This is a genomic window from bacterium, from assembly GCA_018814885.1.
Classification (GTDB): domain Bacteria; phylum Krumholzibacteriota; class Krumholzibacteriia; order LZORAL124-64-63; family LZORAL124-64-63; genus JAHIYU01.
Window position 1 is genome coordinate 63709 of the sequence record JAHIYU010000177.1, and the last position, 17008, is coordinate 80716.

The 17008-nt window shown below is 68.4% G+C and carries 11 protein-coding genes and 1 tRNA gene; all 12 read right to left on the bottom strand.

Annotated elements, in window-relative coordinates; genetic code table 11:
• Positions 1–57 precede the first annotated feature (57 nt).
• The 12 genes from KJ554_13570 to KJ554_13625 all read right to left on the bottom strand — a co-directional run bounded on the left by KJ554_13570 (position 58) and on the right by KJ554_13625 (position 16884).
• A complete protein-coding gene (locus tag KJ554_13570; GenBank protein ID MBU0743357.1) occupies positions 58–1359 on the bottom strand; it encodes a DUF512 domain-containing protein in 1302 nt (433 codons plus the stop codon).
• Between the two features lie 261 nt (positions 1360–1620).
• Positions 1621–1696: transfer RNA gene (locus KJ554_13575), tRNA-Gly, on the bottom strand.
• Positions 1697–1751: 55 nt separating this feature from the next.
• On the bottom strand, positions 1752–2696 hold the full coding sequence (miaA, locus tag KJ554_13580; protein MBU0743358.1) for a tRNA (adenosine(37)-N6)-dimethylallyltransferase MiaA: 945 nt from the start codon (positions 2694–2696) through the stop codon (positions 1752–1754).
• Complete coding sequence (gene mutL / locus KJ554_13585) at positions 2697–4499, bottom strand: DNA mismatch repair endonuclease MutL (protein ID MBU0743359.1); 1803 nt, start codon at positions 4497–4499, stop codon at positions 2697–2699.
• A gap of 95 nt (positions 4500–4594) precedes the next feature.
• Positions 4595–6769 (bottom strand): GAF domain-containing protein, encoded by a 2175-nt coding sequence (locus KJ554_13590; GenBank protein ID MBU0743360.1) that lies wholly within the window; start codon positions 6767–6769, stop codon positions 4595–4597.
• A 93-nt stretch (positions 6770–6862) separates the two neighbouring features.
• Positions 6863–9517, bottom strand: a complete 2655-nt coding sequence (gene mutS / locus KJ554_13595) for a DNA mismatch repair protein MutS (GenBank protein MBU0743361.1) — start codon at positions 9515–9517, stop codon at positions 6863–6865.
• The gene (locus KJ554_13600; GenBank protein ID MBU0743362.1) at positions 9514–10587 is read right to left on the bottom strand and encodes an SPOR domain-containing protein; all 1074 of its coding nucleotides are present in this window, start codon (positions 10585–10587) and stop codon (positions 9514–9516) included. The genes mutS and KJ554_13600 overlap by 4 nt, the downstream gene beginning before the upstream one ends.
• A complete protein-coding gene (locus tag KJ554_13605) occupies positions 10584–11756 on the bottom strand; it encodes a hypothetical protein (protein ID MBU0743363.1) in 1173 nt (390 codons plus the stop codon). The genes KJ554_13600 and KJ554_13605 overlap by 4 nt, the downstream gene beginning before the upstream one ends.
• An 18-nt stretch (positions 11757–11774) precedes the next feature.
• Positions 11775–12071: a LapA family protein gene (locus tag KJ554_13610; GenBank protein MBU0743364.1), complete on the bottom strand. Its 297-nt coding sequence runs from the start codon at positions 12069–12071 to the stop codon at positions 11775–11777.
• A gap of 30 nt (positions 12072–12101) precedes the next feature.
• Positions 12102–13436 carry a tRNA (N6-isopentenyl adenosine(37)-C2)-methylthiotransferase MiaB gene (gene miaB, locus KJ554_13615; GenBank protein ID MBU0743365.1) on the bottom strand — a complete coding sequence of 445 codons (1335 nt, stop codon included), beginning with the start codon at positions 13434–13436 and terminating at the stop codon, positions 12102–12104.
• A 15-nt stretch (positions 13437–13451) separates the two neighbouring features.
• On the bottom strand, positions 13452–14789 hold the full coding sequence (mtaB, locus tag KJ554_13620) for a tRNA (N(6)-L-threonylcarbamoyladenosine(37)-C(2))-methylthiotransferase MtaB (GenBank protein MBU0743366.1): 1338 nt from the start codon (positions 14787–14789) through the stop codon (positions 13452–13454).
• An 82-nt stretch (positions 14790–14871) separates the two neighbouring features.
• Positions 14872–16884, bottom strand: coding sequence for a 30S ribosomal protein S1 (locus tag KJ554_13625; protein MBU0743367.1), 2013 nt, complete (start codon positions 16882–16884; stop codon positions 14872–14874).
• Between the last annotated feature and the right edge of the window lie 124 nt (positions 16885–17008).

Genomic DNA, 17008 nt, shown 5'->3' on the forward strand with positions numbered 1-17008 from the left:
GGTTGATATTTAAGATCATTAAGAGTCACGCGGTCGCTCACGCAAAGTCAGGAGACGTTAGCCCAAAACGGCCCAGAAGTCAATCAGGCCTTCTTCGTCCGGCACGTGGAGGCGGTGCGGCTGCCCGGCGGCGATGGCGTCCAGCGTCAGGTCGTCGAGTGCCAGGTCGTCGCTGTTGAACATGCGGGGCGGCAGCAGGACGTCGCGGATCGGAGCGACAGGCAGTGCGTCCAATGCGCGGCGCACGTCCCCCCCCGAGAGCAGGCCGGCCACGGTCACGCTGGCGCCATAGAAAAAGTTGTCCACACCGACCACCTCTATCTGCGGCAGATCCGGGCCGCTCAGCACGGGCGTCAGGCGCTGGTCGAAGGCGGACTTGCCCAGCCGACCGGTCAGGATGGTCAGCGGGCGACGCGGCAGCGCACCGGTCGCGCGGCGGCGGGTCAGGCCCGCGGACCAGCAATGTTCGAGGTTGCGGGTGATGCCGATGCCGTTGTCGAGCTGCGCGAGGTCGTCGTACTGGCCCAGCGGCGGGAAAGGACGGCCTGCCAGCAGGTAGAACTCGTCGCTGAGGTGCACGAAGGCCGGACCGCCGCCGGCGCGCAGCCGATCCTGCCAGGCGTGCACCTGATCGATCGTGGCCGCGGCCAGACCGGGGGGCACGGATTCCAGCTTCGTCAAGCCCTCGCGATGCGCAGACAGGCCCACCGGCACCACGGCGAGCGTCTCGACGCCGGGCCGCAGGGCCGCCAGGTCGGCGATGGAGCGGTCGAGGATCCCGCCGTCGTTCCAGCCGGGGCAGAGCACGATCTGGGTGTGGACGGTGATGCCGCCGTCGGTCAGCCGCCGCAGGAGCGCCAGCACGTCGATGCGCCTCTTGATGCCCAGCATGCGGGTGCGGACGTCGATGTCGGTGGCGTGCACCGACACGTACAGCGGCGTCATCCTCTGCTCGATGATCCGCTCGATGCCGCGCCGTCCCATCGACGTGAGCGTGATGTAGTTGCCGTACAGGAAGCTGAGCCGGTAGTCCTCGTCCTTGACGTAGATGCTCGAGCGCATACCCGCGGGGTTCTGGTCGATGAAGCAGAAGACGCAGTCGCAGGCGCAGGTCTTGAACTCCATGGCGGCGAAGCATGACGTGACCTGGTCCAGGGCGTGGGGTGCCAGGCTCACCCGGGTCTCGTCGCCGTCGGCACGACGGATGGTCAGGACCATCTCGTCGCCGCGCGGCATGTAGTAGTACAGGTCCAGCATGTCCTCGACCGGCCGGCCGTCGACCGCGGTCACGGCGTCGCCCTCGCGCCAGTCGTGCAGCTTGCTCAGCGGCGACGGGAAGGGCTGGATCAACCGGATCATCGTCAACCTCGGTGGCGAAGTGCACGGATGCCCGTCCGCGCACGGCGGGGGAGCTTCCCCCATGATAGAAAGACGGGTCGCGCCTGCGCAACCCGTGAGGACGCCGCGAGGCTGGCCCGGTCCCGCAGGGTTCGTGCCGAGGAAGACCTCGATGCGGGCTGAGAAAAATCGGCCAGACCTGGACCAGACCTGGACCGAACAGAGTTACACGAAACGCGGGGAGTCACCGATCTGGTAACTCCCCGCGCTGCTTAAGGTTGCTGGAGCGGGCTACGGGGCTCGAACCCGCGACCACCAGCTTGGGAAGCTGGTGCTCTACCAACTGAGCTAAGCCCGCACCGCAACCGAGAAGTTAAGCCGAGGCGGCGGGTCGTGTCAAGCCGCCGCGGCCGTCAACCCTTCGCGACGGCCCGACGCAGCAACGCCTCGATCGCCTCCAGGAGGCGGGGGTCGTCGGGATCGCCGTAGGCCTCCCGCGTCTGGGCCCTGAACCAGGTCCGCTGCCGCTTGGCGTAGCGCGCGGTGCTGGCGACGATGCGTTCCCGCGTGTCGGGCAGGGAGCGGTCCCCGACCAGGTGCAGGACCAGATCGTGGTAGCCTAGGGTTCTCAGCCCGGGGGCGTCTGGGCCGAACTCGCCCAGCAGCTCGCGCGTCTCCTCGAGCCAGCCCGCGGACAGCATCCCGGCGGTGCGCGCGGCGATGCGCGAGCGTAGCGCGCTGCGTTCGCGGTCCAGCAGGACCAGGGGGAAGGACAGGCCGAGTGCCGGATCGGCTTCGCGCGCGCTCATGATCTCGGTCATCGTCCGTCCTGTGAGCCGGTGGATCTCCAGCGCGCGCTGGCTGCGGTAGCGGTCGTGAGGATGGATGCGCGCGAAACTGGCCGCGTCCACCCTGCGCAGGCGCTCGCGCACGGCCGCGTCGTCCAGGGCGTCCAGGTCGGCCCGGACCCCGGTCAGATGCGGCGCGGTCCGGGGCACGGCGAAGAAACCGTCCCGCACCGCCGTCAGGTACAGGCCGGCCCCCCCCACCAGGAGGGGCAGGCGGCCGCGGGAGCGGATGTCGTCCACCGCGCGGCAGAAATCCTCGCGAAAGAGCTGCGCCGAATAGAGCTCGCGGGGAGACAGGAAGTCGACCAGGTGGTGCGGGCAGGCCGCTCTCTCCTCGGCAGTGGGCTGGGCCGTGCCGATGCGCAGGCCGCGGTAGATCTGCCGGCTGTCCAGGGAAACGATCTCGATGGGGTGGCGCCGCGCCAGCGACACGGTCAAGGCGGTCTTGCCCACGGCCGTGGGCCCCGCGATCACGGGACAGACGCCGCACGTGCCCGCCCGCGCGCCCACTCAACGTCTCCCGAATCTCTTCTCGAGCTCTTCACGCGTGAACTGGATGAGGGTCGGGCGCCCGTGAGGGCAAGAAAGGGGCTTGTCGGTGGCGAAGAGCCGGTCCAGCAGGTTCTGCATCTCCGGTTGCGTCATCAGGGCACCGGCGCGCACCGCGCCGTGACAGGCATAGCTGGCGAGCAGATCGTCGTGGGAGGCGTTGTCGGCCCGGCCCGTCTCGGACAGGTCGTCAAGCACGTCGAGCAGGAGCTGACCCTCGCGCCAGTTCTTGAGTGACGAGGGGATGCCCTGGACCAGGATCGAGTGCCCCCCGAAGGGCTGGATGGCGAAGCCCAGCTTTCCCAGTTCGGCGGCGTGAGACTGGTAGGTCTGCACCTGCATGGGCGTGAGGTCGAGGTTGACGGGGAACAGGAGCTGCTGCACGGGCACGCGGGGGGATGTCTCGCCCAGGGTCTTGCGGGCCTCGTTGTAGAGGATCCGCTCGTGGCTGTTGTGCTGGTCGATGATCAGCAGCCCGCCCCGGGTCTGGGTGCAGATGTAGGTCCGGTGCAGTTGCCAGAACGGAGCCTGCCGCCCCGGCTCTCCCCCGCCGGTGCCCGGGAACGGGTCGGCAGCGATAATCCGGGCCTCACGGCCGTCGGCGCCGTCGAAGAGCGACGGTTGCCCGTCGGCGGGCGCGCCGCCCGGAGACGTGAAATGCCTGCGCAGATAATCCTCCTGAGCTTCCGCGAGGCTCTGCAGGGGGCCGCGGTTGGACGATGGCGCATCGACGGGCGCCGTCCCGTCGTCCGGCGCGAAGGCGGGGTCGGCTCTCAGATCGAGACCTTCGCGCAGCGCGGTCATGACCATGCCGAAGATGTGGCGCTCCAGCACCAGGCGCACCTCGCTCTTGGTCGGATGTACGTTCACGTCCACGTCCCCGTGGGGGATGTCCAGAAAAAGCAGGACGACTGGATGCCGTCCCGGCGGGATGACGTCCTTGTATGCCAGCCGCACGGCCTGCGCCAGCGCGTTGCTCTCGACCGGCCGCCGGTTCACGTAGAAGAACTGCTGCGCGCGGCTGATCCGGGTCAGGGTGGGGCGCGAGGCGAGGCCTCCCACACCGATTCCCCCCTCCACGCGCTCGAAGCGGCCCAGGTGCTCCAGAATCTGGGCGCCGAGGAGATCGCGCACGCGCGACGGCAGCGAATCGGCGGGCAGGAGATCCAGCAGCGTCGTGCCGTCGGCCGTCAGGCGCCAGCGCACTTCGGGATAGGCCAGAGCGATGGTGGTGACGGTGTTCAGGACGGCTTTCTTCTCGGCCTGGGGCGTCTTGAGATACTTGCGCCGGGCCGGCGTGTTGTAGAAGAGATCCTCGATGGTGACAGTGGTGCCGCGGTTGCGCGGAGACGGTTCGCGCCGTTCGACGACGCTGCCCGCCACGCGGATCATGCCACCCACATCCTCGTCGGCGGTCCGGCTGACCACAGTGCACCGACTCACCGACGCGATGCTGGCGAGGGCCTCGCCGCGGAAGCCGAATGATGCCACCTGCGTTATGTCGGCGGCCGAGATGATCTTCGAGGTGGCGTGGCGTTCGAGGGCCAGCGGGAGCTCGCGGTAGGGTATGCCTTCCCCGTCGTCTTCCACCACGATGGCGGCAGCGCCGCCGTCCGTGATGGAAATCCCGATGTTGCCGGCCCCGGCATCCAGCGCGTTCTCGGCCAGTTCCTTGACCACCGAGGCCGGACGCTCGATGACCTCGCCGGCGGCGATGCGGTCGACCGAGGCGCTGTCCAGTATCCTGATGGGATGGCGAGGCATCGCGTCGTCGGCTCCCGTGATCCGTGGTTTCGATGGGACGGCAGGCCGGATGCTGCCGAGCAGGAGCCTAAGATAACGGCAGGCTGCGAGAATCGTCAATCATCGTCGCGCGACCGGTTGGTCAACCTGTGCAGGGCGGTGTCCACGAGTTCCTCCGGGGAGGTATCACGGCCGGGATAGAGGGCGCGGCCGACGCGCACGACCAGCTCGGGGTCTCCCGCCACCTCGCGCAGCGCCAGGACGGCGCGTTGTTCGAGGTGGGCCACGGCGTGGGTCTCCTCCGGGGCGACGACGAACAGCTGTCCTTCGTCCCCGGCGAAGAGCAGGTCAGAGGTCCGCAAGCGGGCGGCCAGGGGTTCCAGGTGCGCGGCGGCGGATATGTCCTGTCGATCACAGACGAAAGCGGAGAGGGAAAAGGCCACGTGGTAGCGATCCGCCCGGTCGATCTCGCGCGCCAGCGTCAGCAGCAAGGTGCCGGGGACGGCGGTGGCGGGTGCCGCGTCCCGCACGGTGCTTCTCTGGGAGCGGGGCTCGCCGGCAACGGCCGGCAGATTGGCCAGGTGGCGCGCCAGGACGCCGTCGAAGGCCGTGAAGGACGAACTGTCGCCGGGGTGCAGCCGATCCTTGTCGATCAGGATGAAGCCGGAGACGGCGGCGTTGCCGGGACCGCGCACCGCCAGGCAGGACCGCGACGGGCCGTCCATGAAACCGGGCGCGGTGACGGTGATCAGCCACCCAGCGTCGCCGACACGATCGATCAGCTCGCGGGCCGCGGCCCGCCGGGGATCGATCCCGGGTGCGGGATCCCCGGGGAACACCACGTCCCTGGCGCCGGTCAGCCTCCGCAGGAACTGGTCGAGCGTGGCCCGGCGCTGTGCCGTGTCGCCGTAGTCGCGACGGGATTCATCGCCGAGAAAGGCGGTCAGGGCGCGCAGCCGTTCACAGTGATCACGTTCCTCGCAGCGGCGCAGAAGGTCCGTCAGCCGGTGGTCGAGAAAAGCCGCCACGGAACCGGCGCGCGCCTGGAAACGATGGGCGTCGGCGGCGGCCCCGAAACGGATGGCCAGCACCGCCCGGACCGGGGCAGGGCCGATGGGCAGGAAGAAGATGGACAGACCGTCGCCATCGCCGGCTGCGTCTGCATCAGCCTGACGGACCACCACCGGCTTTGCGCTCTGGAGGACGTCGTCCCAGGCGGGGTGCTGCTGCGGGATGGCGCCGGTGTGGGTCTCGCCGGCGGCGGTGCCCTCGGCAAGCAGCAGGGCGCCGTCATCGAGCACGATCCCCAGCGATGCATGATCGGCACCCAGGGCCATGGCGAGGGCCGCGGACCAGCCGGCCAGGACCGTCTCCAGCTTCTCCTCTCCGCCGGCCAGTTCACGGAATTCACGGCTCAGGTGCTTGCGCATGTGGCCGGTCCACATGTGGCGATCCCCGGTCGTGATGTGCAGGATGCCGGCGATGGCGTCGCCGACGGTGCCGAGATCGGCAAGATGCGAGGCGTCGAACACAGGTTCCCCATGCCCGACGTTCACGTTCAGAACGCCGAGCAGGTCGCCGTCGTGGACCAGTGGCACGCACAGGGCGGCGGCGAGCTGTCCACGCTCGGGGCGCGTGTCTCCGTGCTGCGGCTCGCGCACGAGCTCGGGGAGACGCGACCGGGCCACGCGACCCGCCACGCCCGTGTCCAGGGGCTGCCGCGTGTGGTACAGGGTGCGTGCGCTCAATCCCCTGGCCGCGGCGATGAACAAGGCCTCCGCACGCGAATCGTACAGCATGAGGGATCCGGAGGTACCGCCCACGGCGGCCATGGCCAACGACAGCAGCCAGGGCAGCAATGCCTCCCGGTCGTGGGCGTCCCCGATGCGGCCCAGCGTCTTGAGGGCTGCGTCGAGATTGCCTGTCGCGTGGACGGGGCCGGGCGTGTCCGGCTCCTCTGTGTTGGCGGTGGGCAATGGAGCGCCGCCGCCGGCGAGCAACATCTCGAATTCCTCGGCGCCCACCGCGAGCAGGGATCCGGTCTCGGCCGCCCTGCGGAGGGCGTCTTCGGAGCGCCGCTCAGGCGGCGTCACGACGTGCGTCTTGGACGGGGGTGAGAAGCCGGAGAAATCCGGTCGGACAGGCAGCCCCATGATCTCGGCCAGGGGCGTGCCGAGTGCGGTACCGGGTGGATCGACCACGCCGAGCAGGCGCACGTCCGCGCGCCGCCGGCAAACAGCCAACAGCGGTATCTCCCCCTCGCCCGGCCTGTAGAAGATCACGTGCCACATGGCGGACCGATCCGTTGCAGGGTTCGACCCTCTCGCATCCAGTATAGCATCGGCGGCTGGAGGGACACCTGTAGATTCGAGGGCCGCGGCCATTTACCCGAGTTGCTTCTTGATGCGCGCGAGCCAGAGGAAGGCGTCGAGAGGGCTGAGGGACTCGAGATCCAGTTCGCGCAGGCCGTCCAGGGCGTCCCGTTCACCGTCGGTGAACAGCGAGAGCTGTCGGTCGGGAGCGGCGAAGCTGTCGGCCGCCACGGAGAAGGCGGCGCCGTCCGGCAGACGATCCGGCGCCAGGGCGCGGGCGTCCTCGGCCGTCATGGTCGCCAGCAAGGTCTCGGCGCGCCGCAGCACCGGTTCAGGCACGCCGGCCAGGCGCGCCACGTGGATGCCGTAGCTCTTGTCGCTGCAGCCGGGTTTGACGGCGTGCAGGAAGATGATCCTGCCCTCCCACTCCTTCACGTCCATGCGCAGGTTCACCAGGCGCGGCAGCCGTGATTCCAGCTCGGTGAGTTCGTGATAGTGGGTGGCGAAGATGGTGCGGGGACGGGGGCCGTCGTCGTGATGCAGGAACTCGGTGATGGCCCAGGCCAGGGACAGGCCGTCGTAGGTGGACGTGCCGCGGCCGACCTCGTCCAGGATCACCAGACTGCGCCGGGACATCTGGTGGAGGATGCGCGCCGACTCGCTCATCTCCGCGAAGAAGGTGGATTGGCCGCGGGCCAGGTTGTCGCTGGCGCCCACGCGCGTGAAGATGCGGTCCGCGAGGCCGATGACCGCGCGGGCGGCGGGCACGAAGCCGCCGGCCTGTGCCATGATCGTCAACAGCGCCACCTGGCGCAGGTAGGTGGACTTGCCGCCCATGTTGGGGCCCGTCAACAGGAGCACCTGGCGCGAGCCGCTGTCCAGCAGGGTGTCGTTGGGTATGAAGTCGTGATCGAGCAGGCGCTCGACCACGGGGTGGCGGCCGCCGTTGATGTCCAGCACGAGCGAGTCGTCGCAGACGGGGCGGCAGTAGCCGCGCTGCTCGGCGATCTCGGCGTAGGCGAACATCAGGTCCACGGCGGCGAGCAGGCGCGAGCTGCGGCGGATCTCGTCCAGGCGCCCGGCGACGGCGCGGACCAGGCGGCCGAAGATCTCGCTCTCCCGGGCCTGGATGCGGTCCTCCGCTTCCAGGATGGTCTGCTCGGCCCGCTTGAGGTCCTCGGTATGGAAACGCGCCGAGTTGACCAGGGTCTGTTTCTGCTGGTAGTCGGGCGGCACCTTGTCGCGGTGCTTGTTGGTCACCTCGAAAAAATAGCCGAACACCTTGTTGAAGCCGACCTTCAGCGTGGGGATGCCCGTGCGTTCCCTCTCCCGGGTCTGGAGCGAGGCGAGATATCCCTTGGTGTCGCTGGCGACGGACTTGGCGGCGTCCAGTTCCGCATCCACGCCGGAGCGTATGATGTCGCCGGGTTTCAGCTGGGCCGGCGGCTGGTCGGAGAGGGTGGACATGATCTCGACCGACAGAGCGGCCAGATCGGGCATCGCCAAGGCCCACTCCCCCGCCGGGTGGCTCCCGTGGCCGAAGGCCAGCACCTGGACTGCCACCTCGTGCGCAGCCTGCAGTGAGTTGCCGAGTTGCCGCAAGCGAGCGGGGCCGATGCGGCCGGAAGCCGCGTGCACGGCCCAGCGGTCCAGATCGCCCACGTCGCGCAGCGCGCCGCGCACGTCGCGACGCCAGTCCCTGTCCGATACAGCGCCGTCCACGCCGGCGTGCCAGCGCGCCAGCTCCTGCAGATCGGTCCAGGGTTCGGCCAGCCGTCGTTCGAGCAGGCGTCTACCCATGGGTGTGAGGGTGGCGTCCAGGTGGTGGACGAGCGTGCCTTCGCCCCGTTCACCCCGGAACGTGCGAAACACCTCCAGATTGCGCAAGGTCTCCTCGTCGAGCAGCAGCCGGTCTGCGCGCGCTGTGAAGACCAGCGACGTGATCTGCTCTGGCTTGCGCAGGGCGAGCGAGGTCAGGTAACGCAGCAGCGCGCCGGCTGCGCCGACGGCGGGGGCGCGCGACTCGTCCTCCAGGCCGAAGGGATCCAGGCTCAGCACGCCGAAATGATCGAGCAGCGTCTCGCGGGCGAAGGACGGATGGTACCAGGCGGCGCTCACGGTGTTGATCACGGTGCCCGGCATGGCGCGCCGCCAGGTCCGGCAGAGCTCGGCGTCGACTCCTTCGGAGAGGATCACCTCGCGGGCGTCGTAACGCTCGCACAGGGACGCCAGGCTGGCGTCCTCCTGGCCGCAACGGAACTCGCCCGTGCTCGCGTCGAGAACCGCCCAGCCGGCATCGCCGCCGGTGCCGGGCGCATACGACAGGCAGAACACGCCGCCGGCACCCTCGACCAATTCGGGGGCCGTGGCGGTCCCGGGGCTGACCACCTTGACCACCGCGCGCTTGACCAGACCCTTGGCCTGCGCCGGATCCTCCACCTGGTCGCAGATGGCCACGGTCAGACCGGCGGCGAGCAGCCGCGCGAGATAGGTGTCCAGGGCATGGTGGGGTACGCCGGCCAGGGGTACCGGGTTTTCGCTGTTCTTGTCGCGCGTGGTGAGGGTGACGTTGCAGGTCTCGGACAGCACGCGGGCGTCGTCGAAGAAGGTCTCGTAGAAGTCACCCATGCGGAACAGCAGCAGCGCGTCGGGATGCGCTCGCTTTATCTCCAGGTACTGGGCGAGCATGGGCGTCAACTTGGGAGACGAGGCCTGCCGGGAGCTCATGGGGAATCGTCTGCCTTGACCGGCAACGGGTCGAGATCGTAGCTGGCGCGCAGGAGGGCGGCCTGGTCGCGCGCCTGGGACATGCCGGGGTACGAGCCGGCGCGCAGCTTGTAGAGGGTCAGCCCGCGCTCGTCGGTCACCTCGCTGATCAGCAGCCCGGGAAGGCGCTCGCGCCAGTCATCCAGGAATTTCAACGCGCGGGCCCTGTCGGCGAAAGCGGCGAACTGGAGGGCGTAGCGTCCGGAAGCCGTTGCCGGCGCCGGAGATTCTTCCCCGAACGGCGTGGAATCGTGCGCGCTCGCCGACGGAGCTTCGAGACTCCGCTGCAACTCCTCCAGACGCAGCTCCTGCTCGGCGACGAGGGCGGCGGGCAGGGAGCGCGAGAAGCGGTGTTCCAGTTCGCGGCGAAGGCGGATGGCGTACTGGGGGTCCGTCTCGGCCGCCAGCATCCAGTCCACCAGCAGGATCTCGGCGCGACACGGCGTATCCTCGGTCCGGCCTGCCATCTCGAGGTAGCGCCGGGCCAGCGCCGGCTCGCCGTCGGCCAGCGCGAGTCGGGCCAGCAGATAACGGGCCCGGTCGTAATCGGGATCGCCCGGGGGCACGGCGGCCAGGGCGCCCCGGCTGCGCGCGACATCTCCCCGGGCGCGCCAGGCCAGTCCGCCCAGCAGGGTCGTGGAGGCCGCGGTCTCGCCGTTCCCCAGGGCTATTTCCTCCAGCGAGGCGATCGCCGCCGCGTAATCGCCAGCTCCGAAAGCCTGCCAGGCGGCGTCTGCGAGGAGCAGGTTGCGCGCCGGGGAGCCGAGATCGGGGGCGTCGAGCAACTCGCGTCGCAGTTCAGCGGCCTCCGCCGGGGATTCCGCGAGACGGAAGCGCCAGTAGAGAGACTGCGGGGTGGCGGCGTCGTTGGCCGTTAGTGCGGCGGTGAGTTCGCGGGCGTCCGTGAAGCGGCCCACGGCGAACAGGGAGCGTACGTCGTGCCAGTCGCCGCTGGGCGGATCCGTGCCGCTGGCGACGGTTGCCGAGGCAACGGCGACGAGCAGGGCCGACCTCAGCACCGCTCGCCTCATGCCGGCTCCCCGTAGGACGCAGGAGGAGCGAACGACGCGAAACTGCCGCAGTCGCGGCAATACCAGCGCACGCCCCGGGACTGCGCCGCACAGACGCGGCAGGTCCAGCTCCGGGGGCCCTCGGGGATGAACAGGGTGGACCAGACGCGGGTGAAGTCGCTGTCGGGCAGATCGTTGACCAGGATGCGCAGATACCCCGCCGCCACGGCCGGGGTCAGGCGCGGATCGCCTCGCTTGCTCTCGAGCATGCTGACCGCCTGTTCGCGGTCGCCGATCTTCTCCTGCAGCAGGGCCAGGGCCAGCCACAGGGAGGGCGGGGCGTCATCGTCCTGGCAGGCGGACTCGAGGATCGGGATGGATCTCTCGAAGCGACCTGCCGCCAGAAGGGCTTTCCGCAGGACCGGCAGCAGCAAATCGGCGGCGGCGGGAGCCAGGAGCAAACCCTCGGTGGCCAGCTCGGCGGCGCGTTCGTGGTTCTGCTCGCCGAGATGCGAATAGGCGCGCACGTAGAGCGCGAGGTGTCCGCGAGATCCCGTCTTGTCCACGGTCCTGGCCAGGCGGCGTGCTTCGCCGTGATGCCCCGCCTGAGCGGCGCGCACTGCGCGGTCCAGCTGGAACAGTTCGTACTGGTCGGCGAATTCGGCGGCCGCTTCCGCCGGGGCGCGCTTGGCGCCTTCCTTGAGGGCGCGCGCTGCACCGTCCTCCTGCCCCTGTCCCAGGAACTGCCGGAAGCGCGCCCGCCAGAAACGGGGAGCCGAAAGATTGTGACGCAAAAGGGAGTCCAGCAGATCGCCGGCCTCGTCCCACAGCTCCAGGGACAGGAGGTCCTCGGTGAGCGCCAGGGTCACGGAGATCCTCTTGTGGGGCGGCAGCCCCGGGCGGGCGTTCAACCCGCGGTGCAGGGCGGCGGCCCGGCGCGGATCCCCGGTCAGGCGCAGCAGGTTGCCGAGCTGCAGGTAGGGATCGACGGCTTGCGGTTCCTGGTCGATGGCTTCCCGCAGAGCCTCGATCGCGCCGGCGGTATCGCCGGCCAGCCAGAGTTCCAGGCCGTGCGTGTAGGCGTCCTCGGCCACGCCGTGGCCGACGCGCCGGCGTAGGAGCAGGAACAGTGCCGCCGCCGCCAGCAGCACGGCCAGGGCGATGAACCACGCGGAAGAGAATGCCGCCATCTGCTTGTCCTCCGTGGCTTAGTCCAGTTCGCGCAACGGCAGCGAACGCAACTCGGCGATCTCGTTGTCACGGTCCCTCAGATCGCGCCCCAGGGCGCGGAGTCGGTTGCGCAGCTTGACTTCGCGAATGCCGCCGACGACCAGGCTGACGAATATGCCGGCGAGGAACCCGCCCAGCATCACGTAGTAGAGGGGGATGGCCAGGAACTTCCACCACAACAGGTCCAGGTCAACGGATTGATCGCTGTTCTGGGTGAAGAACATGGCCATGGCGATCAAGACGAGCAGATAGAAGATTCCCTTGATGACCCACACGATTACACCTCGCGGCTGGTTCGAGTCGATTCAAGCCAATTCGGCGAAAAAGGTCGTCGCCTCGCAACCGGTGATGCGGATGTCGAGCACGTCGCCGACGGCGGCGTTGCAGTCCTTCAACAGTACCTTGCGGTTGTTCGGCGTTCGTGCCTTCAGCGCCCCCTCCGGCCGGCGGGCTCTCCCCTCCACGGCTGCTCTTCTGCAGTGCCCGATCTCCTGCGCGGCGAGTTCCTGCCAGATCTCGTCCTGGAGACGCATCACCTCGGCCAGGCGTTCCTTCTTGACCGCGATGTCGACATCGTCATCCAGCCTGGCCGCGGGGGTCCCCGGCCGCGCCGAGTACTTGAAGTTGAAGGTCTGATCGTAGCGGACCTCCCTCACCAACTCAAGCGTCAGTCGGAAATCGTCGTCGGTTTCCCCCGGGAAGCCCACGATGAAATCGCCCGAAAAGGTCGCGTCCCGGACCAGACGTCGCGCCGTCTCGATCAGGGAGAGGTACTGGTCGCGGGTGTAGAAGCGCTTCATGCGCCGCAGGATGCGGTCGCTGCCGCTCTGCGCCGGCAGGTGCAGCCAGGGGCAGACCTTGTCCAGCGAGCCGATCGTGCCGATCAACCGCTCGTCCATGTCGCAGGGGTGCCCCGTCAGGAATCGGATGCGCGCCAGGCCGTCGATCCCGGCCACCTGGCGCAGCAGGCCGGCGAAATCCAGACCGGGCGCCCGATAGGCGGTGACGTTCTGGCCGAGCAGGGTGACCTCGTCCCCTCCCGCCGCGACGATGCCGCGGATCTCGTCCAGGATGGCGGATGGAGCCTTCTCGCGCTGGGGACCGCGCGTGGCCGGGACGATGCAGTAGGTGCAGCGGTAGTCGCAGCCCTTGTGGATGGTCACCAGGTGAGAGTTGTTGGCGGGATAGGCCGCCGGCGGAGCCACGTAGTGCATTTCCGCGAGATGGCCCGTGGCCAGCGGCGGGGTGCGGGCGGCGCCCGACAGGAGCCGCGCCAGCATCCGGGGCAGCTGGGCGTACTGGTCGACGCCCGCCACGAGATCCGCGTGCCCCTCTCCCGTGGCCAGCGCGCCGGAGAGACGCTCGGCCATGCAACCGCAGACGCCGATGATGTCGGCCCGGATCTGCCCACGGCGCCGCAGGCTGCGCAGCTCGCCGATGCGGCTGAAGACCTTGTGCTCGGCCAGTTCCCGGACCGAGCAGGTATTGAGAAGGATGATGTCGGCCGCGGCCGGGTCGCTGGCCAAGGCATAGCCGCTGCGCGTCAGGATGCCGCCGATGGCGGACGAGTCGTAGGTGTTCATCTGACACCCGTAGGTCTCGATGTAGACCCTGCGGCTCGCGGCTTCCGAAGAGGACATGTCTGCTCCGTGTACTCAGTCGCCGGGCGCCGGCGCCACCTCGTCGGCGTACAGGGTGTCGTCGCGGAAGCCGGCCGGTTTCAGGACGACCATGGCGCCTGGCTCCCAGGTGTCGGGAACCGACACGGCAGCGTAGTTGCCGGTGGTGGCCTGACGCCGATCCGGCGCCGGTCGGTCGGTCTCCACCGTGGCTTCGTGCCAGTGGCCGATCAATCGCGTCTCGAACGCGCGGCGCTTGCGGCGGCTCAAGCCCCTCAGGACACGCGAGCGCTCGGTGACGGTCTCCGTGTGGACGGGCCGCATCTCGGCCGCCGGCGTGCCCGGACGCGGCGAAAAGCGGAACACGTGCAGATAAGATAGGGCCGACCGTTCGATAAAGCTGCGCGTGGCGGCGAATTCGTCGTCCGTTTCGCCCGGGAAGCCCACGATCACGTCCGCGCCGATGCCGAAATGGGGCGAAAGCCCCGCGGCCGCCTCGATCGCCCGGCCGGCGCTGGCCACGTCGTACGGCCGACGCATCCGGCGCAGAACCGTGTCTGAGCCACTCTGGAGCGAGATATGAAGATACGGTCTCAGGTTCGTGCATGTCTCGAAGAGTTCCAGCAGGGGCGGGCGAATCTCCGTCGGGTGGATGCTGCTCAGGCGGAAACGCATGGACGGAAAGCGCTGCAGAACCTGCGCGAGCATCGTCACGAGCGCCTTGCCCAGTTCCAGATCCTGGCCGTAGCCGCCGAGATGCACGCCCGCCAGGACGATTTCGCCGAAGCCGCTGCCGCGCAGCACCTCGATCTGGCGGCAGATTTCGGCGACGGGCCGGGACCGGTTCGGCCCCCGGGCCCGCTGGATCAGGCAATAGCTGCAGTTCAGATCGCAGCCGTCCTGGACCTTGACGAAGGCGCGGGTGCGGCCGTCGAAGTCGGTGATGTCGTGGGACCGGAAGACGGCGTGAGGCTGGAAGTCCGCCACCTCGATCAGGCGCGCGTCGGCCGCGAGCAGACGCGGCAGCCATTCGGCGATGTCCTCGCGTTCGTCGAGCCCGAATACGCCGTCGAGCTCGGGCATGGCGGCCAGGGCGGCGTGCTGGGTCTGGGCGTAGCAGCCGGTCACGACCACCTTGGCGTCGGGCCGGCGCCGTTTCACGGCGCGCGAGAGCTGACGGCACTTCTGATCGGCCTTGAGGGTGACCGTGCAGCTGTTCAGCACGTAGACATCAGCGTCCGCGTCCCAGGGCACGGTTACGTAGTGCAGCCCGGATGGCAAGCGCGCCTTCATGACCTCCGTGTCGTACTGGTTCAGACGACAGCCCAGGGTCTGGAAGGCTATGCGCACGGTTCGTGTGTTCTCGTTCGTCATCACATCCGGTCCGGGACACACGGCGGGGGTGGAATCGGCTTCCACCCCCGCAGTTCAGGGACGACCCGGTTCCGCGAGGGAACTAGGAATCCTGTTTCTCGTCCTCGGTGGTCGCGTTTTCCTCTGCCGCCACCTCGACGGGCCGATCGGTCGGCGTCTCCTCGGCCGCTACCGCCTCGATCGACATCTCCTCGGCCGGCGCGGCCGCGGTCGATGCTTCCTCGGTCTCCGTCTCCTCGGTCGGAGCGGTCTCCGTCTCCTCGGTCGGAGCGACCGCGGCCGATGCTTCCTCGGTCTCCGTCTCCTCGGTCGCTTGCGCCTCGAGTGCGAGGGCCGCCACCTCGGGCACGTCGTCCACGGACAGGTAGTCGTCGTCGATAGACGCGGGGTAATCGTCGTCACCATGCTCGGCGTTGGCGCGGGCTGCGGCGTTGTCTTCCTTCTCGGCCGCGCGTTCGGCCGCCACGACGTCCTCGAGCAGCGGATGTTCGGCGACGAACTTGTCCAGCTCCTCGCGCGGCTGGTCCTTGAAGTACTCGGCCACCGACAGGACGATACGGCGGTTCTCCGCGTCCATCTTGATCACGTGCAAGGGCAGGGCCTCCCCCTCCTTGAAGTGATACTGCGGCTTCTGGATCTTGGGGATCACCAGGTGGCCGACGGGCACGAAGCCTTCCAGCTCGTTGGAGATCTCCACGACCATGCCATGGTCCAGCATGCGGATGACCTTGCCCTCGACCTGGCGCCCCACGGGGTAGTCCTCGGCGAGCGTCGGCCAGGGGTTCTCCTGGAGCTGCTTGATGCCGAGGCTGATGCGCCGCTTGTCGGCGTCGATGTCCAGGATCTGGACGTGTACCGAATCGCCCTTGCGTACGATCTCCTTGGGATGGCGTACGCGCTTGGTCCACGACATGTCCGAGATGTGCACCAGGCCGTCGATGCCCTCCTCCACCTCGACGAAGGCGCCGAAGTCCGTGAGGTTGCGCACGCGGCCCTCGATGATGGTGCCGACGGGGAAGCGGTCGCTCAGGGACAGCCAGGGATCCGACTCGGTCTGCTTGAGTCCGAGCGAGATCTTCTCGTTGTCCTTGTCTATCTTCAGGACCATGACCTCGACGACGTCGCCGATGGACAGGATCTTGCTCGGATGCTTGATATGGCGCGTCCAGGACATCTCGCTGATGTGGATGAGCCCCTCGATGCCCTCTTCCAGCTCCACGAAGGCGCCGTAATTGGTGATCGAGACGACCTTGCCCTGCACGACGGACTTCTCCGGATACTTCGCCTCGACGTTCTCCCAGGGGTAGGACTGGAGCTGTTTCAGACCCAGGGAGATCCGTTCGCGTTCGCGGTCGAAGTCAAGGATCTTGACCTCGATCTCGTCGCCGATGTTGACGACCTCGCTCGGATGCTTCACGCGGCCCCAGGAAAGGTCCGTGATGTGCAGCAGCCCGTCGATGCCGCCCAGGTCCACGAAGGCGCCGAAGTCGGTGATGTTCTTCACCACGCCGGTGCGCACCTGGTCCTTGTCGAGATCCCGCATCAGCGTCTTCTTCTTCTCCTCGCGCTCGCGCTCGAGCACGATGCGGCGGCTGACCACCACGTTGCGGCGGCGCTTGTTCTTCTTGATGATCTGGCACTCGATCTCCTGGCCGATCATCTGGTCCAGATCGGGGACCTGGCGCAGCGCGACCTGCGAGCCGGGCAGGAAAGTGTCGACTTCCCAGAGCTTTACGACCAGGCCGCCCTTGATGCGGCGGTCGACGATGCCCTTGACCACGTCGCCGGCCTCGTGGGCTATCTTGATCTTGTCCCAGACCTTCAGGAAGTCGGCGCGTTCCTTGGACAGGACCACCAGACCGTCCTGGTCCTCCAGATGCTCCAGGAAGACGTCGAACTCGTCGCCCTCGTTGATCTCCGTCGCGCCGAATTCGTCGAGAGCGATGATGCCCTCGCTCTTGAAGCCGATGTTGAGCAGGACCTCGTTCTCGCGGACCTCCACCACGATACCCTTGAGGATCTGCCCCTCCTGGATCTCGTTGAGAGTCTCCTCGTACTGGTTCAGCAGCGCCAGCATGGCGTCGTCGTCCAGCATCTCGTCCTCGGCGTAGTCGCGGTTGACGATCGCGGTCTCGTCGAAGGTGGTGGTCAGCTTGGGCGCGACAGGACCGGTCGCTTCATAACCGTCGTTGTCGTAGGTATCCCGCGCAGACTTGGCG